General features: G+C 70.3%; 22 protein-coding genes. 12 read left to right on the top strand and 10 right to left on the bottom strand.

Features of this window, described 5'->3' with window-relative positions:
- Window positions 1–16 precede the first annotated feature (16 nt).
- Entirely contained in the window at window positions 17–304 is a 288-nt protein-coding gene (locus tag EHO50_RS38805; protein WP_128436537.1) for a metal-sensitive transcriptional regulator, read from the top strand.
- A gap of 73 nt (window positions 305–377) precedes the next feature.
- Here EHO50_RS38805 and EHO50_RS38800 read toward each other — a convergent pair whose 3' ends face one another.
- Entirely contained in the window at window positions 378–1,127 is a 750-nt protein-coding gene (locus EHO50_RS38800) for a sulfite exporter TauE/SafE family protein (protein ID WP_128436536.1), read from the bottom strand.
- Window positions 1,124–2,869, bottom strand: coding sequence for a rhodanese-like domain-containing protein (locus EHO50_RS38795; RefSeq protein ID WP_128436535.1), 1,746 nt, complete (start codon window positions 2,867–2,869; stop codon window positions 1,124–1,126). Before EHO50_RS38795 ends, EHO50_RS38800 begins: the two co-directional genes overlap by 4 nt.
- A 211-nt stretch (window positions 2,870–3,080) precedes the next feature.
- On the opposite strand from EHO50_RS38795, the gene EHO50_RS38790 reads away from it, so the two are divergent.
- The 4 genes from EHO50_RS38790 to EHO50_RS38775 all read left to right on the top strand — a co-directional run bounded on the left by EHO50_RS38790 (window position 3,081) and on the right by EHO50_RS38775 (window position 6,280).
- Entirely contained in the window at window positions 3,081–4,169 is a 1,089-nt protein-coding gene (locus EHO50_RS38790; protein WP_128436534.1) for an S-(hydroxymethyl)mycothiol dehydrogenase, read from the top strand.
- Window positions 4,169–4,798 carry an MBL fold metallo-hydrolase gene (locus EHO50_RS38785; RefSeq protein WP_128436533.1) on the top strand — a complete coding sequence of 210 codons (630 nt, stop codon included), beginning with the start codon at window positions 4,169–4,171 and terminating at the stop codon, window positions 4,796–4,798. The genes EHO50_RS38790 and EHO50_RS38785 overlap by 1 nt, the downstream gene beginning before the upstream one ends.
- 70 nt (window positions 4,799–4,868) lie before the next feature.
- Window positions 4,869–5,243 carry a DUF4180 domain-containing protein gene (locus EHO50_RS38780; RefSeq protein WP_128436532.1) on the top strand — a complete coding sequence of 125 codons (375 nt, stop codon included), beginning with the start codon at window positions 4,869–4,871 and terminating at the stop codon, window positions 5,241–5,243.
- A 95-nt stretch (window positions 5,244–5,338) separates the two neighbouring features.
- Window positions 5,339–6,280, top strand: a complete 942-nt coding sequence (locus EHO50_RS38775; RefSeq protein ID WP_128436531.1) for an SDR family oxidoreductase — start codon at window positions 5,339–5,341, stop codon at window positions 6,278–6,280.
- On the opposite strand, the gene EHO50_RS38770 is transcribed toward EHO50_RS38775, so the two are convergent.
- Window positions 6,271–6,840: a hypothetical protein gene (locus EHO50_RS38770; RefSeq protein WP_128436530.1), complete on the bottom strand. Its 570-nt coding sequence runs from the start codon at window positions 6,838–6,840 to the stop codon at window positions 6,271–6,273. The two genes, EHO50_RS38775 and EHO50_RS38770, sit on opposite strands and share 10 nt — an antisense overlap.
- Before the next feature lie 50 nt (window positions 6,841–6,890).
- On the opposite strand from EHO50_RS38770, the gene EHO50_RS38765 reads away from it, so the two are divergent.
- Entirely contained in the window at window positions 6,891–7,688 is a 798-nt protein-coding gene (locus EHO50_RS38765) for an SDR family NAD(P)-dependent oxidoreductase (protein WP_128436529.1), read from the top strand.
- 70 nt (window positions 7,689–7,758) lie between these two features.
- Here the strand turns inward: EHO50_RS38765 and EHO50_RS38760 are convergent, their stop codons facing one another.
- Both EHO50_RS38760 and EHO50_RS38755 read right to left on the bottom strand, forming a co-directional pair.
- Entirely contained in the window at window positions 7,759–9,219 is a 1,461-nt protein-coding gene (locus EHO50_RS38760) for an amino acid permease (protein WP_128436528.1), read from the bottom strand.
- A gap of 228 nt (window positions 9,220–9,447) precedes the next feature.
- Window positions 9,448–11,106 carry a PucR family transcriptional regulator gene (locus tag EHO50_RS38755; protein WP_128436527.1) on the bottom strand — a complete coding sequence of 553 codons (1,659 nt, stop codon included), beginning with the start codon at window positions 11,104–11,106 and terminating at the stop codon, window positions 9,448–9,450.
- A gap of 603 nt (window positions 11,107–11,709) precedes the next feature.
- Between EHO50_RS38755 and EHO50_RS38745 the strand changes: the two genes are divergently transcribed.
- Window positions 11,710–12,408, top strand: coding sequence for a L,D-transpeptidase family protein (locus EHO50_RS38745; RefSeq protein WP_128436525.1), 699 nt, complete (start codon window positions 11,710–11,712; stop codon window positions 12,406–12,408).
- A 32-nt stretch (window positions 12,409–12,440) separates the two neighbouring features.
- On the opposite strand, the gene EHO50_RS38740 is transcribed toward EHO50_RS38745, so the two are convergent.
- Genes EHO50_RS38740 through EHO50_RS38725 form a run of 4 tightly spaced genes read right to left on the bottom strand, consistent with a single transcriptional unit; the run spans window position 12,441 to window position 16,933 of the window.
- Window positions 12,441–13,643 carry a Gfo/Idh/MocA family protein gene (locus EHO50_RS38740; RefSeq protein WP_128436524.1) on the bottom strand — a complete coding sequence of 401 codons (1,203 nt, stop codon included), beginning with the start codon at window positions 13,641–13,643 and terminating at the stop codon, window positions 12,441–12,443.
- 29 nt (window positions 13,644–13,672) lie between these two features.
- Window positions 13,673–15,022 (bottom strand): ABC transporter substrate-binding protein, encoded by a 1,350-nt coding sequence (locus tag EHO50_RS38735; RefSeq protein ID WP_181449772.1) that lies wholly within the window; start codon window positions 15,020–15,022, stop codon window positions 13,673–13,675.
- A gap of 10 nt (window positions 15,023–15,032) precedes the next feature.
- The gene (locus EHO50_RS38730; protein ID WP_128436523.1) at window positions 15,033–15,950 is read right to left on the bottom strand and encodes a carbohydrate ABC transporter permease; all 918 of its coding nucleotides are present in this window, start codon (window positions 15,948–15,950) and stop codon (window positions 15,033–15,035) included.
- A gap of 17 nt (window positions 15,951–15,967) precedes the next feature.
- Window positions 15,968–16,933 (bottom strand): carbohydrate ABC transporter permease, encoded by a 966-nt coding sequence (locus EHO50_RS38725; protein WP_128436522.1) that lies wholly within the window; start codon window positions 16,931–16,933, stop codon window positions 15,968–15,970.
- 164 nt (window positions 16,934–17,097) lie between these two features.
- On the opposite strand from EHO50_RS38725, the gene EHO50_RS38720 reads away from it, so the two are divergent.
- The 3 genes from EHO50_RS38720 (at window position 17,098) to EHO50_RS45475 (ending at window position 18,859) form a co-directional block, all read left to right on the top strand.
- Window positions 17,098–18,258 carry an ROK family transcriptional regulator gene (locus EHO50_RS38720; RefSeq protein WP_128436521.1) on the top strand — a complete coding sequence of 387 codons (1,161 nt, stop codon included), beginning with the start codon at window positions 17,098–17,100 and terminating at the stop codon, window positions 18,256–18,258.
- 100 nt (window positions 18,259–18,358) lie between these two features.
- Window positions 18,359–18,544, top strand: coding sequence for a hypothetical protein (locus EHO50_RS38715; RefSeq protein WP_128436520.1), 186 nt, complete (start codon window positions 18,359–18,361; stop codon window positions 18,542–18,544).
- A gap of 147 nt (window positions 18,545–18,691) precedes the next feature.
- Window positions 18,692–18,859 (top strand): hypothetical protein, encoded by a 168-nt coding sequence (locus tag EHO50_RS45475; protein WP_246101810.1) that lies wholly within the window; start codon window positions 18,692–18,694, stop codon window positions 18,857–18,859.
- 13 nt (window positions 18,860–18,872) lie between these two features.
- Here the strand turns inward: EHO50_RS45475 and EHO50_RS38705 are convergent, their stop codons facing one another.
- Complete coding sequence (locus EHO50_RS38705) at window positions 18,873–20,252, bottom strand: S1 family peptidase (RefSeq protein ID WP_128436519.1); 1,380 nt, start codon at window positions 20,250–20,252, stop codon at window positions 18,873–18,875.
- Between the two features lie 167 nt (window positions 20,253–20,419).
- Between EHO50_RS38705 and EHO50_RS38700 the strand changes: the two genes are divergently transcribed.
- A complete protein-coding gene (locus EHO50_RS38700; protein ID WP_128436518.1) occupies window positions 20,420–21,601 on the top strand; it encodes a MalY/PatB family protein in 1,182 nt (393 codons plus the stop codon).
- 55 nt (window positions 21,602–21,656) lie between these two features.
- A complete protein-coding gene (locus tag EHO50_RS38695) occupies window positions 21,657–22,043 on the top strand; it encodes a PPOX class F420-dependent oxidoreductase (RefSeq protein WP_128436517.1) in 387 nt (128 codons plus the stop codon).
- Window positions 22,044–22,065 lie beyond the last annotated feature (22 nt).

Genomic DNA, 22,065 nt, shown 5'->3' with positions numbered 1-22,065 from the left:
GTGCAGGGGAGTGATCGTGGAGCTGCAGTTCGAGGGCGATGACCTCAAGTCCGTGCTGAACCGGCTGCGCCGGGCGCAGGGGCAGATCTCCGGGGTGATCAAGATGATCGAGGAGGGCCGCGACTGCGAGGAGGTCGTCACCCAGCTGGCCGCCGCCTCCCGCGCCCTCGACCGGGCCGGCTTCGCGATCATCGCGACCGGGCTGCAGCAGTGCCTCACCGACGTCGAGAAGGGCCGGAGCAACGGCGAGACGACCCAGCAGATGAAGGCGCGGCTGGAGAAGCTGTTCCTGTCGCTGGCGTAGGGGTGTCGGGGGCGCAGGCCCGGTTGTCACGGGGGCATCCGGGCCCGCATGGCCGTGGTCGCGTGCCCGGTCGTCATACGACGGCGTCGGCCAGCATGAACACGGCCACCGCCAGCAGGACGTACGCGAAGATCCGCTGAAGCGTGCCGCCCGAAACCTTCACGGCGAGACGCTTGCCGTCCCACGCGCCGAGCACCGCGGCCGCGGCGAACGGTCCGACGGTTCTCCAGTCGAGGCTCACGGCCGAGCCCGCCCGGGCCGCCAGCGCGACCAGTGAGTTGACGGTGATGACCAGCAGGCTGGTGCCCACGGCGGCCCGCATGCGCAGCCCCACCACATTCACCAGCGCCGGTACGGCGAGGAAGCCTCCGCCCACCCCTAGCACCCCGGTCACCGCACCGAGCCCCGCGCCGGCCCGGACGACCCGACCGGGATGCACCGGCACGTCGTCGTGCCGTACCGAGGCCGACGGTCGCAGCATGCGCAGCGCGGCAAGCGCGGCGATCACCGCGAAGGCGCCGGTGAGCAGCCCGGCAGGCAGCCGCCCGGACACCGCACCGCCGACCGCCGCCGGTACCAGGCCCGCCGCCGCGAAGACCCCTCCGGCGCGCCACCGCACCGCGCCCTCGCGGGCGTGCGCGGCGAGCGCGGTGGCGGAGGTGACGGCGACGACGACCAGGCTCGCGCCGGCGGCCGCGGCGGGCGGGAAACCGAGCAGGTACATCAACGCGGGCACGGCCAGCACACTGCCGCCACCCCCCAACGCCCCGAGCGCGAGCCCGGTGACGCCACCGGCGAGCAGACCGAGGACGAGGGTGCTCACCGGGGCCGGCCGGGGGTACCCGCCCCCGACTCCGCCACCACGGGGAGCCCCGCCTCGACCCAGGCCCGCATGCCGCCGACGACGTCCACGACGTCCGTGCCGCCGCGTGCCGTGAGCAGGGCCGCGGCCTCGCGGGAGCGCTTGCCGGAGCGGCAGATCGCGACGATCGGGCGGCCCCGCGCGGCCTTCGGCAGCAGTTCCCCGGCCGTGAGCGAGGAGAGCGGCGCGAGTACGGCGCCCGGGGCGTGCCCCTCGGCCCACTCGTCGGCCTCGCGGACGTCCAGGAGGACGGCGTCCGAGCCTGCCCGCTCCTCGGCCTCGGCCGCAGTGATACGCGCCATGGGCAGCCCGGCGTCGCGTGCCGCGGTGAACCCGTCGTCGACGGCGACGACTTCGCGTCCCGCCGCGTCGAGCAGCGAGGCGGCGATGGCGGCCCGCATACCGCCGGCACAGTGCACCCACACCGTACCGCCCGGTATCTCCGGCAGCCGGTCGCGCAGGTGGTGCAGCGGAATGTGCACCGAGCCCTTGATGTGGCCGGCATCGCGCTCGGAGTCGCGCCGCACGTCCAGGACCACCACGCCGTCCTGTGCGGCCAGTTCGGCGAAGGTGCCGCGCGGGAAGGAGCGCGGCCGCTCGCCCTCCCGTAGCCATTCGGTGGGGGTGCCGGTCGCGGACGCGGCCGGTCGGTCGATGCCGACCCGGACGAGTTCCCGCTGGGCGTGGGCCAGTTGGGCCGGGCTCTCGGCCAGCAGGGTGACCGGCTTGCCCCACGGCAGCAGCCAGGCCAGATAGGTGGCGAGCTGCCCCTCGGCCTCGAAGTTGAGCGACCCGGCGACATGCCCCTCGGCGAAGGCGACCCGGTTGCGCAGATCCACCACCCACTCCCCGGCGGCCAGCCGCGCCGCGATCTCCTCGGCGTCGGCCGGGCGGGGCGGCGTCAGATCCACCGGAGCCGGGCCCTGTGTGTTGGCCGGACCCATGTGCGCGTAGTACGCGGGGATGTCGTCCAACCCGGCGAGCAGGTCGGCGACGAACGCGTCGACGTCCTTCACCAGGGCCTCGTTCACGGCGCGCTCACGTCCGATCGTGGTCTCCGCCCCGCCCGCGGCCTGGGTGGCGGAGCAGAAGCTGCCGAAGCCGTGCGTCGGCAGGACCGCCGTCTCGTCCGGCAACTCGGCGGCCAGCCGGTGCGCGGAGTCGTACTGCGCCCGCGCCAGCCGCCCCGTCAGCCCTGGTTCGACCAGGTCGGGCCGCCCGACGGTGCCGATGAGCAGGGAACCGCCGGTGAAGACGGCCACCGCGCGTGCGATCCCCTGCCGGGCCTCCCTCTGGACCTCCTCCTGCGTCTCCTCCTGGTCCTTCTCCTGGATCTCTTCCAGGACGTACGAGGTGTGGTGCGGGGTGTGCCCGGGAGTGGCCAGGGCGCGCAGCACCAGGCCGTCGTCGATCTCCGTACGGTCCCCGTCGGCGACCGGCACCCGCTCGTACCCGACCCGTGCCGCCGCCGGCACCAGGTAGGCGGCGCCGGTGATCCGGGCCAGTTCCAGGCCGCCGCTCACATAGTCGTTGTGCACATGGGTCTCGACCACATGTGTGATGCGCACACCCCGCCGCGCGGCGGCCGCGATCACCCGGTCGATGTCCCTGGGCGGATCGACCACCGCGGCGCTGTGCGCGCCGCCCGCCAGATAGCCGCGGTTGCCCAGTCCCGGCACGTCGATGGTGTCGACGAAGTACACGGCAGCACTCCTCTCCTGGTGAAGCCCGTGAGCTCCCCCGGTCGAAAATTACCCCCGGGGGTATATGGAACACAGTAGCAGGGTACCCCCGGGGGTATTTTTGGAACATGGCCTGAAGCGCATGTGAAGGCCCTGGCTCCGTGCCTTTACCGATCAGTCACGTCTAGGGTCGGAAGTGGACGAAGAGCCGCCGAGCGAAGGGTTCAGCACCATGGCGCAGGAAGTACGGGGCGTGATCGCATCCGGCAAGGACGAGGCCGTGCGCGTGGAGACGATCGTCGTGCCGGACCCGGGGCCGGGAGAAGCCGTCGTACGGATCCAGGCCTGCGGAGTCTGTCATACCGACCTGCACTACAAACAGGGCGGCATCAGCGACGACTTCCCCTTCCTGCTGGGCCACGAGGCGGCCGGCGTGGTGGAGTCGGTCGGCGACGGTGTCACGGACGTCGCGCCCGGTGACTTCGTGATCCTCAACTGGCGCGCGGTGTGCGGGAAGTGCCGGGCCTGTCTGCGCGGCCGCCCCTGGTACTGCTTCGACACCCACAACGCGACGCAGAAGATGACCCTGGCCTCGACCGGCCAGGAACTCTCGCCGGCGCTCGGTATTGGCGCGTTCGCGGAGAAGACGCTGGTCGCGGCCGGACAGTGCACGAAGGTCGACGCGGCGGTGGCCCCGGAGGTCGCCGGTCTGCTCGGCTGCGGGGTGATGGCCGGGATCGGTGCCGCGATCAACACCGGCAACGTCGGCCGGGGCGACACGGTCGCGGTGATCGGCTGCGGTGGTGTCGGGGACGCGGCGATCGCCGGATCGAACCTGGCAGGGGCGGCGAAGATCATCGCCGTGGACATCGACGACCGCAAGCTGGACAAGGCCCGCGCGATGGGCGCCACCCACACCGTCAACTCGCGCGAGAGCGACCCCGTCGAGGCGATCCGCGAGCTGACCGGCGGCCACGGCGCGGACGTGGTGATCGAGGCGGTCGGCCGCCCGGAGACGTACCAGCAGGCCTTCTACGCCCGCGACCTCGCCGGCACGGTCGTCCTGGTGGGCGTGCCCACCCCGCAGATGAAGCTGGAACTGCCGCTGCTTGACGTCTTCGGCCGCGGCGGCGCGCTCAAGTCCTCCTGGTACGGCGACTGCCTGCCCTCCCGCGACTTCCCGATGCTGATCGACCTGCATCTGCAAGGCCGCCTGGACCTGGGGGCGTTCGTCACCGAGACCATCCAACTGGACGAGGTGGAGAAGGCCTTCGAGCGGATGCACCACGGCGACGTGCTGCGCTCGGTGGTGATGCTCTGATGGCCGCCCGCATCGAACGCCTCGTCACCTCCGGGCAGTTCAGCCTCGACGGCGGAACCTGGGACGTCGACAACAACGTCTGGCTCGTCGGCGACGACCACGAGGTCATCGTCATCGACGCCGCCCATGACGCCGACGCGATCGCCGAGGCCGTCGGTGACCGGCGCCTCACCGCGATCGTGTGCACCCACGCCCACAACGACCACATCGACGCCGCGCCCGCCCTGGCCGACCGCACCGGCGCCACGATCTGGCTCCACCCCGACGACCTGCCGCTGTGGAAGCAGACCCATCCGGACCGCGACCCCGACGCCCACCTCGTGGACGGCCAGATCATCGAAGGTGCGGGCGCCGACCTCACGGTCCTGCACACCCCGGGCCACGCGCCGGGCGCGGTCTGCCTGCACGACCCCGGCCTGGGCGTCGTCTTCACCGGCGACACCCTGTTCAAGGGCGGCCCCGGCGCCACCGGCCGCTCCTACTCCCACTTCCCGACGATCGTCGGCTCGATCCGCACCCGTCTGCTCACCCTCCCGCCCGACACCAAGGTCCTCACCGGCCACGGCGACGCGACCACCATCGGAGCGGAGGCGCCCCACCTCCAGGAGTGGATCGACCGCGGCCACTGAGGCCGGCAAGCGTGGTCAGGGCCGGAAAACCAATGGTCGGAGACGAGAGCCCGCCATACGATCGCGCCCCATGACCACCAACACGCTCGTGACCCTGCATGACGTACGCGTCCTGCGCTGCGCTCCCGACGGCCCGCCCCTGGACGGCGAGAGCGCGGCGCTCGATCTGATCGGCGACGCCTACGGGCAGGAGGCCCAGTTGGTCGCGGTGCCGGTGGAGCGGGTCGCAGACGAGTTCTTCCAACTCCGGTCGGGCGTCGCGGGCGCGGTCATGCAGAAGTTCGTGAACTACCGGGTGCGCCTCGCCGTGGTCGGCGACGTCTCCCACCACATCGCCGAGAGCACGGCCCTGCGCGACTTCGTCCACGAGACCAACAACGGCGGCCACATCTGGTTCCTGCCGACCTACGACGCACTCGACGCGCGGCTGCGCCCGGCCGGGTGACCCCTCAGCAGGGCCAGTAAAAGACGACAGAAGATGTCCGGCTTACCCGGCACCCTCAAGAGCGACATCGCTCGTACAGGGTCGGGAGGCCGGACATGTCACAACCGGTGAAGGACAAGAAGGAAAAGAAGGGCAAGGGGGGCAAGGTCGCGCTGGTCGCCGGGGCGACACGGGGTGCCGGACGCGGCATCGCCGTCGAGCTCGGCGCGGTCGGCGCCACCGTCTACGTGACGGGACGCAGCACGCGCGCCCGGCGCTCGGAGTACGACCGCCCCGAGACGATCGAGGACACCGCCGACCTGGTCACCGAGGCCGGCGGCCACGGCGTCGCCGTACCCACCGACCACCTCGACCCGGCGCAGGTCCGCGCCCTCGTCGACCGCATCGCGGACGAACAGGGCCGACTCGACGTCCTCGTCAACGACATCTGGGGCGGCGAGAAACTCTTCGCCTGGGACAGCCCGATCTGGGAGCACGACCTCGACAACGGCCTGCGGCTGCTGCGGCTCGCGGTCGAGACCCACGCGATCACCAACCACCACGCCCTGCCCCTCCTCCTGCGCCACCCCGGCGGACTCGTGGTCGAGATGACCGACGGCACGGCCGACTACAACGGCGCCCACTACCGCAACTCCTTCTTCTACGATCTCGCCAAGTCGTCCGTCCTGCGCATGGCCTTCTCCCTCGGCCACGAACTCGGACCGCGCGGCGCCACCGCCGTCGCGCTGACCCCGGGCTGGCTGCGCTCGGAGATGATGCTGGAGGCCTTCGGAGTGCGGGAGGACAACTGGCGCGACGCCCTCGAACGCGTCCCGCACTTCGCCATCTCCGAGACCCCGCGCTATGTGGGCCGAGCCGTCGCCGCCCTCGCCGCCGACCCCGACGTGGCCCGCTGGAACGGCGAGTCCCTCTCCAGCGGGCAGCTCGCGCGGGTCTACGGCTTCACGGACCTCGACGGCAGCCGGCCCGACGCCTGGCGGTACCTCGTCGAGGTCCAGGACACGGGGAAGCCCGCGGACACGACCGGTTACCGCTGAGGCGGCACCGGCCACCCCTGGGGCGGCAGCGGGTCGGCCGCGCGGATGGGCCAGCGTGCGGAGTGGCCGGGCGGCAGTCCCAGATCCTCCCGTACGGCCGTGTAGTAGCCCTCCCGTCCGGCGCGCTGGCGTTCCAGCAGCACCTGCCAGGCCTGCGGATCCTGCCTGCCCTCGCGCACGAACCGCTCCATCTCCAACGCCGTCAGGACCCAGGCCCGCGCCTTGTCCACCACCGCGGGGCTGCCCAGCATGATCAGCGCTTCACCCGAGGGATCCCGGCGGGTAGTCGCGTCGGCGAGCAGCGGCTTGGCTTCGTCGAGGGACAGGGGGTCCGGGTGCGGGTCGTTGCCGAGCTTGGCGGCGACCCGGTACGTCACCGTGACCGTCTTCTTCACCGACTGCGCGTAGTCGGCGTACACCGCCAGCCGCCGCTCCTCCCAACGCGCCGTCTGCTCCCGCCGAAACCTCACCTGGTCGCCCCGCACGACCGCCATATACGAACCGAGCGCGCCGATCACGACGCCGATGAGCGCGGGGAGTTGCTGAATGAACACCGACATGGACGCACGCTATCTGCCCGGATGATCGTTCCGGCACTACGGTGCGGTGCATGACGGACACAACGCGCTTCGCAGGGTACGGAGTCCTGATCACCGGCGCGGCCCGCGGCATCGGCGCGGCCGTCGCCCGCCGACTCGCCGAGGAGGGCGCCCGCGTGCTCGTCACGGACGTGGACGGGCCCGAGGCCGAGAAGACCGCGTCGAAGCTGCGGGAGTCGGGGCTCACGGCGCGGGCGTCGGCGTGCGACGTCGCCGACCGGGCGTCCGTCGAGGCGGCCGTCGCCCACGCCGTCGACACCTTCGGCTCCCTCGACGTCCTGGTCAACAGCGCGGCCTCCTGCACACCCGACACCCCACTCTTCGAGGACGGCCCGGACGAGGCGTGGGCCCGCGACCTCGACGTGACCCTGACCGGCACCTACCGCTGCTGCCGTGCCGCCCTCCCGCACCTGGCCGCCGGCGGCCGCGGGGCCATCGTCAACATCGGCTCCGTCAACGGCCTCCAGGACTTCGGCAACCACGCCTACAGCGCCGCCAAGGCCGGCCTCGGCTCCCTCACCCGCACCCTCGCCGGGCACGCCGCCTCCCGCGCAGTCCGCGTGAACCTGGTGACGCCGGGCACGGTGCGGACCTCGGCGTGGGAGGGGAGGGAAGCGGAACTCGACGCGATCCGGCCGCTCTACCCCCTGGGACGGGTCGGCGAGCCCGAGGACATCGCCGCCGCCGTCGCCTTCCTGGCGTCCCGCGACGCGGCCTGGATCACCGGCACCACCCTCACCGTCGACGGCGGCCTGACGGCGGTCAACACGGGCTTCCACGTGGGGACACGGCAGCGGGGAGGCGCATGAGCGACCCATGGAACGGCTCCCCGCCGACGTGGCGGGGAGCCCCTGGAACGCTGTACGCGGGTCGCGGTGGCTACCGCGGCGCGACCGTCTCCTTCGTGCCGTTGCCGCGGATCCGCTCCCGTACCACCGAGATCCCGATCACCAGGGCGGCGACGAGCACGGAGAGCAGGACCTGACTGCGGCCACCGCCCTCGCTGTCGTCGGTGAGCATGTAGACGAGCACGAACGAGATCATCGCGATCGTCGCCCACGTCAGATACGGGAACAGCCACATCCGGACCACCAGCTTGTCCGGGCTCTCGCGCAGGATGATCCCCCGCATCCGCAGTTGCGAGAAGCAGATGACCAGCCACACGAAGAGCGCCACCGCGCCCGAGGAGTTCAGCAGGAACTGGAAGACGGTGTCCTTCCACAGGTAGTTGAAGACGACCGCGACGAAGCCGAAGGCCACCGAGGCCAGGATCGCCGCCTGCGGGACACCGCGGGAGTTGGTGCGGACGAAGGACTGGGGGGCGTCGCCGCGCTGGCCGAGGGAGAAGGCCATGCGGGAGGCGGTGTAGAGGCCGGAGTTGAGACAGGACAGCACGGCCGTCAGCACGACCACGTTCATGATCTGCCCGGCGTGCGGGATACCGATCGAGTCCAGGGCCGCCACGTACGAGCCGTGCTTCTTGATCGAGGGGTCGTTCCACGGCAGCAGCGAGACCACGACCAGGATCGAGCCGACGTAGAACACGCCGACCCGCCAGATCACGCTGCGGGTGGCCTTGGCGACGGCCCGCCGCGCGTCCGGGGACTCACCGGCGGCGAGGGTGACGATCTCGCTGCCCATGAAGGAGAAGACGACCAGCAGGATGCCGGTGAGGATCGTGCCGGGCCCGTTGGGCAGGAAACCGCCGTGCTCGGTGAGATTGCCGAAGCCGGTCGCGGCGTGGTCGGAGCCGGGCAGCACACCGAAGATCGCCAGGCCGCCCAGGACGATGAAGCCCGATATGGCGACGACCTTGATGCCCGCGAACCAGAACTCGAACTCGCCGAAGGAGCCGACCGAGGCCAGGTTCGTCGCGGTGAGCACCACCATCACGATCAGCGCCCAGGCCCACTGCGGTACGGCCGGCACCCATCCCTCCAGGATCACGGCACCCGCGGTCGCCTCCACGGCGAGTACGACGACCCAGAAGAACCAGTACAGCCAGCCGATCGAGAACCCGGCCCAGCGACCGAGCGCCCGGTCCGCGTAGGCGGAGAAGGAGCCGGAGGAGGGATTGGCCGCGGCCATCTCGCCGAGCATCCGCATCACGAAGACGACCAGGGCGCCGACCAGCACGTACGACACCAGGATGCCGGGTCCGGCGGCGGCGATACCGGAGGCGGAACCCACGAAGAGACCGGCGCCGATCACCCCGCCGATGGCGATCATCGACAGATGGCGGTTCTTGAGACCGGCCCGCAGACCAGCCTGCTCCGGGGGCTGCCCAGCTGCGGGTGGTGCGGTATCAGGGGGGAGAGAACCGAGGGGACGTGTAGTCATGTCGACATCCATTGAGTGGTTGGGAGGGCCTGAGGGGGAGTCGGCGCCCGGGGAAAGCGTTCACGGCATGGAGCAGGTGTCCCGCTCCGTCTCTTCGTGGGAGGTGAGCCGTGTCACTTGGGGAAATGGATTTGCGCAAGCGTATGGGGGGCCGTGGGGCGACGTGTTTGTGAAGGACGAACAAACTGGACCGCAATGCCTGTACGAGCGGCCAATGCGCGGTCGGCGTCAGTCGGTGGCTGGCAGCCGCAGCTGGAGCATGGCCAGCAGACGCTGGTCGGGACGGCTCAGATCGAGACCGGTCAGCTCCTCGGCCCGGCGAAGGCGGTAGCGCAGCGTGTTGGGGTGCACGTGCAGCTGGGCGGCGGCCTCCCGGACGTCGCCGAGGGCGTTCAGGTAGACCAGCAGGGACTCGGCCAGCCGGCCCTGATGGGCGCTGTCGTGTGCCACCAGGGCGGTCAGCCGTGGATCCCGTATCTCGGGGTGGCTGGAGAGCAGCGTCAGCATCTCGCTGACCAGCACTTCCGCCTGGATGTCGGGCAGCGCGGCGACCGCGGTGGGAAGGCCGGCGCCCATCATGGCGTCGAGGATGCGGTCGGACTCCCGGCGTGACTCGGGGACGTCGCCGAGCCGGGACACCAGGCAGCCGACCGAGCCCCGCAGCGGCAGACCCAGGTGGCGGCGTGCCGCGTCGGTGATCTCCTGGCCCCAGCCGCGCAGTGTGTCCGTGTCGATACTGCGGGGCAGCTGGGGCAGAAGCACATAGATACGGGGGTCGAGCTGGGTGACCAACGCGCTGCGGTGCCGTGCGGCGATGTGCACCGAGATCAGGTTGGTGACCTCGGTGTGGGTCAGCTCCGGTGCGGCGCCGACAGGACTCGTCTCCGGCGCGGCGACGACCTCCGCGGTCCCGTACGAGAACCCCAGGACGGCGGCCGGGAGGCCGGCGTCGAATCCCAGGTGGGTGGCGAGTGGCTGTGGCCCGGTGCTCCCCTCCAGCAGTCCGGCCAGCAGGGTCCGGGTGAGCGTCAGGTCCTCCGAGAGCTCCCGGCGGCGGCGCACCAGGTGGTGCGCGGCGACCCGGGCGGCGCCCAGAAGTGCCTGCTCCGAGTGGTCGGACAGAGGCGTCGAGCCCTCCTGCACCCAGATGGTGCCCAGCTGCCGGTCCCCGGACCGGATCGCCACCGCGAGCCGGCGGCGGATCCCCAGCTCCGGGTGGCTGTCGATACCGATCACCTGGTCGCTGGAGTGCAGGTGCTGGAACACGCCCCACTCGCGCAGCTTGGCCAGATACGCCTCCGGTCCCTGCCAGCCGAGGATGGAGCGCCGCCGCAGGTCGTCGATCTCGTCGGAGTCGGTGGAGCGGGAGTAGGCCAGCACCCGGTTGGCGGCGTCCTCGATGCTGACGATGCCGCTGGTCAGGATGGCGGTGGTCTGGGCGAGCGAGAACAGGTCGCCCTCGTCCGCTCCTTCTCCGGGATATCCCGGAGGGGCGTGGTCGAGGGCGGCGCGGGCCAATGTGTTCACCTGCTCCCAGCGCGCTTCACTGCGCAGCGACAGCAGGGCCACCCCGGCCTCGGCGGCGGTCTCGCTGAGGGCCGCGGCCTGGCCGGGACCGTCCAGTTTGACCACGACGGCTGCGGCTCCGTCCCGTGCGGCGGCCCGCAGCGCGGGAAGGGCGGCTCGGCCACGGGCACCGATGACGAGGACCAACTCGCCCGGCTGCGCGGTCGGAGGGTCCTCGGGGTCGAGCAGGGCAACGCCCCGTATCTCGACGTCGAGCCCGGCGGGAGCGGCCTGCGCCTCCACCAGAGTGTCACCCAGGGCCATCAGCAATTGGCGCAGGCTGATGCCGGCTGGGGGCGGAGACACCGCGGCCGGATCCATGAACGTCGCCTCTGCTGGGAACCATGGCGGACCTCGATGTTATCCGCACGGGCGAGGCGGGCCTCCATGGGGCATGGCGGCCGTCGCCTGCTCAGGACTTCCCGACACCACACATGCCGTCGAGCCCGGAAGCGATCCCGGCGACCCCTGATCCGTGTCGGCCTCGGACACACGCCAGTCGCTGAACGCCGCCCGCAGCCCGGGCGTCCCGCCGCACACGGTCGGCGTCAGGAATGCCTCAGCGAGCGTGAAACAGACGACGCCGACCCGGACCATCACGAGCAGCGTGAGCTGTTCACGGTCCCGGCCTTGGCTACGACGATCGCCGGTCGCCCCCCAGCGCGTCGAGGGCGTCGGCGAGCAGGTCGACTCGGTGGTCGCACCGGTCATGGATGCCCCGCTGTGCGCATCGCGCAGCCCGAACAGCGCCGGCAGCCGACTCACCCGTCAGTCCCCGGCCGGCGAGGCCAGTACGGGGTCCTAACGGCAGCGTAGGCACAATTTCACCGTTTGGTCACAGCCGCGCCAGGCCCACAACCCACGACCCCGCGCACCTGTCTAGCTGGCAGAGAACGCACGAATCACATGGGGAGAGGCCTGGTCATGGCGGACATACGCAGACGGCGAGCAGTCGCACTCGGCATCACCGGAGGACTGGTCGCACCGCTCACGCTCGCGCTCGGCGCCGCGCCGGCGCAGGCCGCGAGCTGTACGACGCAGACCGGGCCCTACCAGAAGCAGGTGGAGAAGTTCCTCGGCCGACCGGTCGACGGCCAGCAGTCCACCGCCGACTGCAAGGCCATCCAGGCCTTCCAGACCAAGCACGGCATCACCCCGAACGCCGGCTACGCGGGTTCCGTCACCTGGGGCGTGATGGACCTCATGAACAAGCAGAAGGTCGTCGGCAACAACCCGAACAGGGACGGCAAGTGCCCCGTCAACAAGGGTCGTATCGCCTGTGTGAACCTCACGCTCCAGCTGAGCTGGATCCAGGACGGGGACAGGCTGGTGTACGGCCCCGTACCGGTCCGCACCGGCCGCAACGGGTACGAGACGCGCACAGGACTGAAGAAGATCTACTGGCGGGACATCGACCATGTGTCGAGCATCTACAACGTGCCGATGCCGTACTCCCAGTTCTTCGACGGCGGCCAGGCCTTCCACTCGGTCGGCGTCAGCATGTGGAACCCGCCGGGTTCGCACGGCTGCGTCAACATGACCAAGACCGTCGCGAAGAAGTACTGGTCGCTGCTGAAGAACGGCGACGACGTCTTCGTCTACGGCCGCAAGCCGGGCACCTGAGGCAGCACAGGCACCCGGCTCACGCAGGAACGTCACGCCTCGGGGGCGTCCCCGAAGTCCGGGATCTCCAGCCTGACCCCGCCCTGCCGCGCGGACTCGTGCGCGACGATGCCCGGCAGGGTGTAGCGGGCCGCGACCCACGCGTTCACGGACGGCAGGGTGCGGGTGTTGACGGCCGTCACGAAGTCGTCCACCAGGAAGTGGTGGCTGCCCTCATGGCCGTTGTGCAGGTTGTCGAACTGTCGAGGCAGCCGCGACCGGTCGTGCACCGGCGCCGAACCCGAGGTGAAGGCGGCCCGCAGATCCGGCGAGATGTGCTGGAGTGACGGGTCGTCAGGAGCCATGGTGGGCTTGGGCTCCAGCAGCTCGCTGATGTCCTTGACCCCCTTCTTGTCCTGCCACAGGGCCACCGTCGCGAGCTGCTCCATGCTCGCCTCGGTGCCGAAGAACCTGAAGCGCGACTCCCGTATGTGCGAGGGATAGCCGACCCGCCGGAACTCGTTCGTACGGAACGAGCCGCCGCCCGCGACCTCGAACAGCGCGGTCGCGTTGGACACGTCGTTGTCGAACTGGCTGACGGACCTGTCGAAGACGCCGTCGCCGCGGTCGTCCACCACCCCGATCGCCGACACGCTGACCGCGTGCGTCTGCCAAGCCCCCAGCACACCGCCGACCGCATGCGTCGGATACAGCAGCGGGGGATAGCTGGCGGTCGCCTTCCAGGTCTCGCCGCCGCTGTACTGGTACGCCTCGTAGAACCCCAGGTCCATGTCGTGGACGTAGTCGCCCTCGGCGTAGAAGAGCCGCCCGAAGGCGCCCTCGGCGATCTGGTTGCGGGCGTGCACCGTCGCCGGGTTGTACTGGCTGGTCTCGCCCATCATGTAGGTCAGGCCGGTCGCCTTGACCGCGTCGATGATCGCCGCGATCTCCTCCGTGGTGATCGCCATGGGGACCGCGGAGTAGACGTGCTTGCCGGCGTTCAGGCCTTGGAGCACCAGCGGGCCGTGGGTCCAGCGCTGGGTGAAGATCGCGACGGCGTCGACGGCCTTCGACTCCAGCATGGCCTCGTACGAGGGGAAGGTGCCGGCCAGTCCCTGTGCGTCGGCGAGCTGCTCGGCCCGCTCGGGCAGCAGATCGGTGACGTACACGTCGCTGACACCGGGGTGGGCCTGGAACAGCGTGGCGAACTGGCCGGAGAACTGGCCGGCGCCGACGATGCCGAGGGAGAACGTCATGGAGCAAGTGCCCTTCACTGGTGGAGAGATCACTGGGAGAGGATCAGGTTGATCTGGTCGTTGGTCTTGGTCAGACCGCTCACCGGGGCGTCGTTGGCGAAGACCCCCTGCATCGCGGGGCGCATCAGGGAGTACACGTCCGCCGCGTAGTCGGTGATCGGGAAGGAGAACGTGGTGGAGTTCTTCTTGTCGGTGACCGGTTCGGTGAACGCGGACACGTCGATGCCCTTCTTCTTGTACGCCGCCACGGCCGCCTGGGTGCCGTCAGGGGTCGCGGGGAAGACGATGCCGTAACTGCCGACGGTCTTCTGGCACTCGTTCGAGGCCAGGTACTGGACCCACTTCTTCGCGCCCGCCTTGTTGCGGGCGTCCTTGGTGATGGAGTCGGCGAGGCCGTTCATCATGGTGGCCCGCTTGCCGGTCGGGCCGACCGGTGTGGGTGCGGTGCCGACGTCGAGGCCCTTGGTGCCGTAGTACGTGGAGATCATCCAGGCACCGTCGAAGGAGGTCGCCGCCTTACCGGAGGCGACCTGGGCGTTGGCCGGGTTGGCGCCGTCGGTGTAGTCGGTGAAGGGCGCGAGGTAGCCCTTCTTCGCCAGCCCGAAGTACCAGTCGACCACCGACTGGAACGTCTTGCTGTCGTACTGGTACTCGGTGCCCCAGCGCGCCTTGTCCGTGTAGTGCCAGCCCGCCGAGCCGGTGAACGGGCTCCACGTGGTCTGCCCGTCGCCGTCGCCCGCGCCGGCCGTGGCCAGCCCGTAGACCTTGACGTTCTTCTTGTCGAAGCCCTTCTCGTCCCCGCGCTTGCCGTTCTTGTCGACCGTCAGGTGCGCGATGGCCTTTTCGAAGGTGCCGCCGTCCTTCGGGTTCCAGGAGAGGGTGTCGAGCTCCTCGCCGGTGAGCCCGGCCTCCTTGACCATCTTCTGGTTGTAGAAGAGGGCGACGGTGTCCCAGTCCTTGGGCGCGCCGTAGCGATGACCGTCCTGGCCCTTCCAGTTGGCGGCGAGCCCCGCCTGGTAGGCGGAGTCGTCGATGTTCAGGTCGTCCAGCGGTTCGAGCACGTTCAGGTCGGCGAACTGCCCGAACCTCTGGATGTGGTCGGTGAAGACGTCCGGCTCGGTGCCGGCGATGAAGCTGGCGGTGAGCTTGGTCCAGTAGTCGGCCCAGCCCATCTGGGTGATCTTCACCTTCAGGCCCGGATTCTCCTTCTCGAACCCCTTCGCACAGGCCTGGTACGCGGGCAGTTGATTGGCGTCCCACAGCCAGTACGTCACCGTGTTTGCGCCCGACCCGGCCGCGCCGTCCTTCGCGCAGCCGGTGGCCAGGGACAGTGCCAGCGCCCCCACGAGCGCCACGGCCGTACGCATACGAACTCGCATCCCTGTCCCCTTACTTGACGCCGGTGAAGCTGATGGAACTGACGATGCGGCGTGCGAAGCAGCCGAAGAGCGCGAGCATCGGGAGCGCGGCGATGAGCGTGGCCGCCATCAGGCCGGACCAGTCGTAGCCGGTCTGCGGGGTCTGCGCCCGGAAGATGGCCAGCGCCACGGTGAGCACGCGCGAACTGTCGCTGTAGGACACCATCAGCGGCCAGAAGTAGTCGTTCCAGGCGGTGATGTACGTCAGCAGTCCCAGCGTGAGGATCGGGGTGGACGCCATCGGCAGCATCACCCGGAAGAAGATCCGGATCTTCCCGGCCCCGTCCAGCAGGGCGGCCTCCTCCACCTCCCGCGGCACGTTCATGAAGAACTGCCGCAGGAAGAACACCGCGAACGGCGTCATGAACATCGTCGGCAGCGCCACGCCCAACAGGTTGTCCACCAGGCCGAGTTGCTTGATCAGCACGAAGTTGGGCAGCAGCGTGAAGATGGTCGGCACCATCAGCCCGGCCAGGAACAGCCCGAACACCTTCTCCCGTCCGCGCCAGCGCAGCCGGGCGAAGGCGTACGCGGCCATGGCGGAGAAGAAGATCTGGCACACGGTGATCAGGGTCGAAACGATCACCGAATTGATCAGATAGCGCCAGAACTTGAGCCCGCCGCCCGAACCGCCCTGGGCGATCGCCTCCTCGGCCGACTGCAGGCCGAGCGCCCGCTCGAAGCCTCCAGTGGTGAGGTCCACCGGCAGCGGATCGCCGGGGTGGGCGGCGAGGGCGGTGTTCGTGGACAGCGCGGTGCGCAGGATCCAGTAGAACGGCAGCAGCGTGATGAGCACGATGGCGGCCATCACCGCCCAGGCCATCACCCGCCCGAAGGAGGGCCTGCGCCTCACGCGCCGTACGGTCGTGGTGTCTGCCACGGCAGCCATGTCGCGTCTCCCTTCCCTCAGCCGAGGTCGCTCTGGCCGGCCCGGGTGAGCCGGTACTGCAGGACGGTGATCGCGCTCAGCACGACCAGCAGGGCCACCGACATCGCCGAGGCGTACCCGAACTGGAAGCGGCCGAAGGCGGCGCCGTAGATGTAGTACTGCAGGACGTTCGTGGCGTTCGCGGGACCGCCCGCGGTCGTCACGGCGACCGTGTCGAACACCTGGAACGAACCGATCACCGTCATGATCAGAACGACCGCCAGGACCGGCCGCAGCAAGGGCATCGTGATCCGCCAGAACATCCGCCACTCGCGCGCGCCGTCCACCTTCGCGGCCTCGTACACGTCGTTCGGTATCGCCATCAGACCGGCGAACAGCAGCAGCGCGGTGTAGCCGACGTGCCGCCACACATTGATCAGAGCGATCGTCGGGACCGCCCAGGTCTCGTCCGCCAGGAACGGGATCCGGTCGAAGCCGAGCCCGGCGATGATCTCGTTGCCGATGCCGAGCTGGGTGTCCAGGATCCAGAGCCAGACGATGCCGGCGACGACGTTCGACATCAGATACGGCGTGAGTACGACCCCGCGCAGCACCGCCGACTGGGTCAGCCGCTGCAGCAGCACGGCGATGGCGAGCGCCGAGACCGTCTGCACACCGATGTTGATGGCCACGTACTCGACGGTGACGGTGAGTGAGTCCCAGAAGATCGGGTCGTTGACCATCCGCACGTAGTTGTCCAGGCCCACCCACTCCGGCGGCGTGAGCAGGTTGAAGCGGGTGAAGCTCAGATAGACGCCCCGCAGCGTCGGCCAGAGCAGGAAGACCAGGAAGCCCAACATCGCCGGAGCGATGAACACCGCGGCGAGCCGCCCGTCCCCCTGGTTCTCGCGGGAGCGTGCCCGCCGCGTCCTCGACTTGGTCCCTGCCCCCGTCGCGCCGCCCAAGGGCAGACGTGACGGAGGGCTGCTGGAGGCGATGGTCATCGGGAGACTCCCTCGTCTGCGGCTCGTCCTCGGCCACTTACTTTTGTGGCGGAAGAATCCAGCCGTCAAGAGGGGTGCGAACATCTTCTCCGAGCCATGCTGATCGCCATAGACTGGCCTGGTTGCTTTTGTAGAGAAAAAAATCATGTGGGAGCCTGACGACCATGACCGCAGTAGCCGCCAGCTGGCTTCCCCTCAGCCCCGGTGAGCGCTCGGTGGCGATCGAGGTGCTCCTCGGTGGCCCGGTGTCGCGCACCGAACTCGCCCGGCGGCTCGATCTGTCCGCGGGCAGCCTCACCCGGCTGACCAAACCGCTGATCGAGTCGGGACTCCTCGTCGAGGTCCCCGAGGCGGGCGCTCCGGCGGAGGTGCGCCAGGGCCGCCCGTCCCAGCCGCTGGACGTCGTCGCCGAATCCCGCTCCTTCATCGGCTTCAAGATCACCGAGGACATGGTCTACGGCGTCGTCACGACCCTCAGGAGCGAGATCGTCGCCCGCTACGACCGCCCTCTCGGCACCCCGGACCCCGCCGAGGTCGTGGACGTGCTGGGGGAGATGACCGACGAGCTCGCCGGCAGTCACCCCCGGCTCGCCGGCATCGGCATCGGTGTGGGCGGGCTCGTCGAGGACCGGGCCGTGGTCGGGGAGTCACCGTTCCTGCACTGGCGCGACGTCCCGCTCGCCGAACTGGTCGAGGAGCGCACGGGACTGCCGGTCGTCGTGGAGAACGACGTGGCCGCCCTCGTCGAGGCCGAGACCTGGTTCGGCGCCGGCCGCGGCCTCGACCGCTTCGTCGTCCTCACCATCGGAGCCGGCATCGGCTACGGGCTGGTCCTGGGCGGCAAGCGGGTGCCGTACGCCGAGGAGGACCGGGGTTTCGGGCGGCACTGGATCGTGAACCCCAACGGTCCGCTCACCCCCGACGGGGCACGCGGCAGCGCCGTCTCCCTGCTGACCATCCCCAACATCCGCTACCAGGTGCAGGCCGCCACCGGCCGTGACCGCACATACGAGGAGATCCTCGAGCTCGCCGCGGCGGGCGAGCCGATGTCCTCCCGTGTCATCGAGGAGGCGGCCCGCGCGCTGGGCACCCTGGTCGCCCAGATCGGCAACTTCGTGCTGCCGCAGAAGATCCTGCTCGCCGGAGAGGGGGTGGGCCTCATGGACGTCGCCGGCCGGACTGTGACGGAGACCATCCGCGCCCACCGGCACCCGCTGGCCGCGCCGATCGACCTCGAGACCAAGGTGTCCGACTTCCACGACTGGGCGCGTGGTGCCGCCGTTCTCGCGATCCAGGTGCTGGTGCTCGGGGCGGCGGACGCCTGAACTCCTCGCCCTGCGTTGACAGATGGACGTGATCAGCAACACGGTCCAAAATGTCCGTATTGTGCGAGCTTACTCACAGTGCCTTCACGCCGGGAGCCGTATGCTTCACAGCATGTCCACCACTGTTGAATTCGCCTCCGATCGCTCGGCTGACGAGGTCAACGAGGAGATCCGGGCGCTGTGGCGCCGGGCGGGCGGGACACTGAGCGTCGAGGAGCGCGAGGAGTACCAGCGCCTCGTCCTGGAGTGGGCCGCCGCGGTCCCACAGCCGGCGAAGGCGGCCTGAGCACCCTCCCGGGCACAGGCCCGAGCATCTTCCTCGAAGCGCCTCGCCACGCATCGGAACACCCTCCGAGGGCACCCCTGATCCAATGGGTGCCCTTCTCGCACTGACCTCGGCCGTCTGCTACGGCATATCGACTTCGCCGGCGGCATGCTCTCCAGGCGCGCACACTTCGCCGCCGTCACCTTCATCGGCCAACTCGGCGGGCTGGTCCTCGCCACCGCCGCCGCACTCCTCGTCGCCCCGGTGGCATGGACGGGAGTTGTGGCTTCCGGCGCGGCAGCGGCGACCGCACTGCTGACCCTGACCCTGGGGTGACAGCTCGGCCCCGTCAGCCCCAGGTCGCCGAGTAGTAGCGCCGGTACGCCTTGCGGTCCTGTTCCGCGCGGATGAAGCGGGCCGCCACCAGCGCGACCATGCTCCCCGCGATGACCAGCAGCCCCGGTCCGACGTTCTTCGGGTCGGTGAGCCTGGACAACAGGGTCGACGCATCCGCATCGATGATCGGGGTCGACGAGCCGGGCGACGCCGCACCGGGCGCGATCGCGCTCTGTGTGGCCGACGCCGAGGGTGTCGGAGCGGGCGAGCCGTTCTGCTGCCCGGAGCCGTTCGGTGCCGCGACGATCAGCTTCATGCCGAGCGAGTCCAGCGCCTTGGTCACCGGCTGGAAGAAGGTCGTGCCGCCCGCGTTGCAGTCGCCGCTGCCGCCCGACGTCACACCCAGCGCGATCCCCTCGGAGAACATCGGGCCACCGCTGTCCCCGGGTTCGGCGCACACGTTCGTCTCGATGAGCCCCGTGACCGTGCCCTCCGGGTAGTTGACCGTCGCGTTGACCGCGGTCACCTCACCGTCGCGCAGCCCGCTCGTGCTGCCGCTGCGGAACACCCGCTGCCCCACCGCCGGGTCGGCCAGACCCGTGATCCGCACACCCTTGCCGTCCCCGATGGACACCACCTCGGCGCCGGCGCCGGCGTCCCCGCTCGCATACTCCACCAGGGAGAAGTCCGCGCCGGGGAAGTTCTGCTTGACGGTCCGGCCGATCTGCTGGGTGCCCCGGTTGTCGGCGAACCACACGGAACCGTCCGGCCCGCAGTGCCCGGCCGTGAGGATGAAGTCGCGCTGTCCGTCGGTGACGTTGAAACCGGCCGAACAGCGCCCGGCGGTCGACAGCAGCGGCAGTGCGCCGTTGAGCCGTGTCGTGAACGTGCCCTCGGTGCGCTCCATGCGGACGAAGCCGCCCATGCCGTCGGCGAGCTTCGTCATCCGGGACCAGTCGGTGGCCGAGACGGTGCTGTCGCCCCGTACGACCACCTCGTTGGACCGGTAGTCCATGACCCATGCCGTGCCGGCCACCCTGGGCGCCGAACGCAGCGTCGACGTCGCCGAATTCAGCTCGTCCATGCTGTGGTCGACCATCTTCGCCTCGGCGCCCGCCTGCCGCACCTCGGCGGCCGCCGCCTCGTCGGTGACCGCGACGACCGGCTTCCCGTCGGAGCCGATCCAACTGCCCGCCGTACGGGAAGAGCCCAGGCGTGAGACCAGGTCGCTGCCGGTGTCGGTGGCCGGAGCGGCGTAGGTGCGTGGGCCGGTGGAGCCGTCGGGGGGTTCGCTCGCCACAGCGCGTGTGACCATCGTTCCTCCGAGGAGGAGTCCGCCGACGGCCGCCAGCCGTGTCACTCGCCGGACGAGACGTCGTCGTGCGTGCCTCATGCAGGGCTCCCGAACCAGTACAGCGCGGCGTGAACGCCGCGGGGCCCTCCCGGAGTTGAGCACCCTCTCTCCATACGGAGCTCGGCACGCCCGTGTTCACCGCACAGATGATCCTTCTCGCGTCGGCGCCGTTCCCGGTCACCGCACGGCCACCTATCTTGTGCCCCATGACCAGGATCCCGCACGCAACGTCCGGTGAACCGAATCCCCTGCGCACCCTCACCCTCGACCGGCTGCGACGACGTACGAGCATGAAGTGGCGCGCCTACCCCGAAGACGTCCTGCCGCTGTGGGTGGCGGAGATGGACGTACCTCTCGCCGAACCCGTCGTCCGCGCGCTCACCGACGCCCTCGCGCTCGGCGACACCGGCTACCCGGCGGGCACCGGCTACGCCGAGGCGCTCGCCGGTTTCGCGGAGAAGCGCTGGGGCTGGGACGGGCCGGCCGTGGAGCGGACGGCGATCGTGCCCGACGTGATGCTGGGTGTGGTCGAGATGCTCAAACTGGTCACCGGACCGGGCGATCCGGTCGTGGTGAACTCGCCCGTGTATCCGCCGTTCTACCAGTTCGTCGAGCACATGGACCGGCGGGTGATCGAGGCGCCGCTGGGCGCGGACCTGCGCATCGACCTCGACACCTTGCAACAGACCTTTCGCCGGGCGACGGAGGGCGGCGGCCGACGCGCCGCCTTCCTGCTGTGCAGCCCCCACAACCCGACCGGTACCGTGCACACCGCCGGCGAACTGGCCGCCGTAGCCGCCCTCGCCGACCGCCACGGCGTACGCGTCGTCACCGACGAGATCCACGCACCGATCACCGCCGGCGGAGTCGAGTTCGTGCCGTACCTGAGTGTCCCCGGCGGCGAGAACGGGCTGTCGCTGATGTCGGCGTCCAAGGCATGGAACCTGGCCGGCCTCAAGGCGGCCCTGGCCATCGCGGGCCCCGAGGCCGCAGCCGACCTGGCCCGGCTGCCCGAAGAGGTGAGCCACGGACCCAGCCACCTCGGCGTCATAGCCCACAGCGCCGCCCTGCGCGACGGCGCCGACTGGCTCGACCACCTGCTGGCAGGCCTGGACGACAACCGTCGCCTGCTCGCGGACCTCCTCGCCGAGCACCTCCCGGCGATCACCTACCGTCCCGCTGAGGCCACCTACCTCGCCTGGCTCGACTGCCGCGCCCTCGGCCTCGGCGACGACCCGGCGGAGGTCTTCCTCCAGCGCGGCCGGGTCGCGCTCAACTCCGGGATCCCCTTCGGGACCGGCGGCGCGGGGCACGTACGGCTGAACCTGGCGACGTCACCCGAGCTGCTCGCGGAGGGGGTACGGCGGATGGTGGCGGCGCTCGACTGAGCCGGGCCGGGGGTGGGGCGACGTCCGGCGCCCCACCCTGCCTACACTTCCCGCCATGGACGACACGTCGCTGGAGCAGCTCGGCGCGGGCAAGTACCTGCTCATCACCAGCTACCGCAAGAACGGCACCGGTGTCGCCACACCGGTCTGGGTGGTCCGCGACTCGGACGCACTCGGCGTCTGGACGGTCGCCGACTCCTGGAAGGTCAAGCGGATCCGCGCCCGCGGCGACGTCCTCGTCGGCCCCTGCGACCTGCGCGGCAAGCCCACCGGCGACCAGGTCCCCGCCACCGCCGAGATCTGCGACGAGGCGACCAGCGCCCGCTACCGCCGGCTCATCGCCCGCAAGTACGGGATCACCGGCCGCCTCACACTGCTCGGCAGCCGACTGCGCCGCGGTGTGAACGGCACAGTCGGCATACGGATCACGCTGACGCCCTGACCGAGGTCACGGACGTCAGCGT

The sequence above is a fragment of the Streptomyces cyaneus genome, from assembly GCF_004028635.1.
In the GTDB taxonomy this organism is placed as follows: Bacteria; Actinomycetota; Actinomycetes; order Streptomycetales; family Streptomycetaceae; genus Streptomyces; species Streptomyces cyaneus.
The sequence above is the reverse complement of the archived record's forward strand: the minus strand, read 5'-3'. Positions and strand labels throughout refer to the sequence as shown.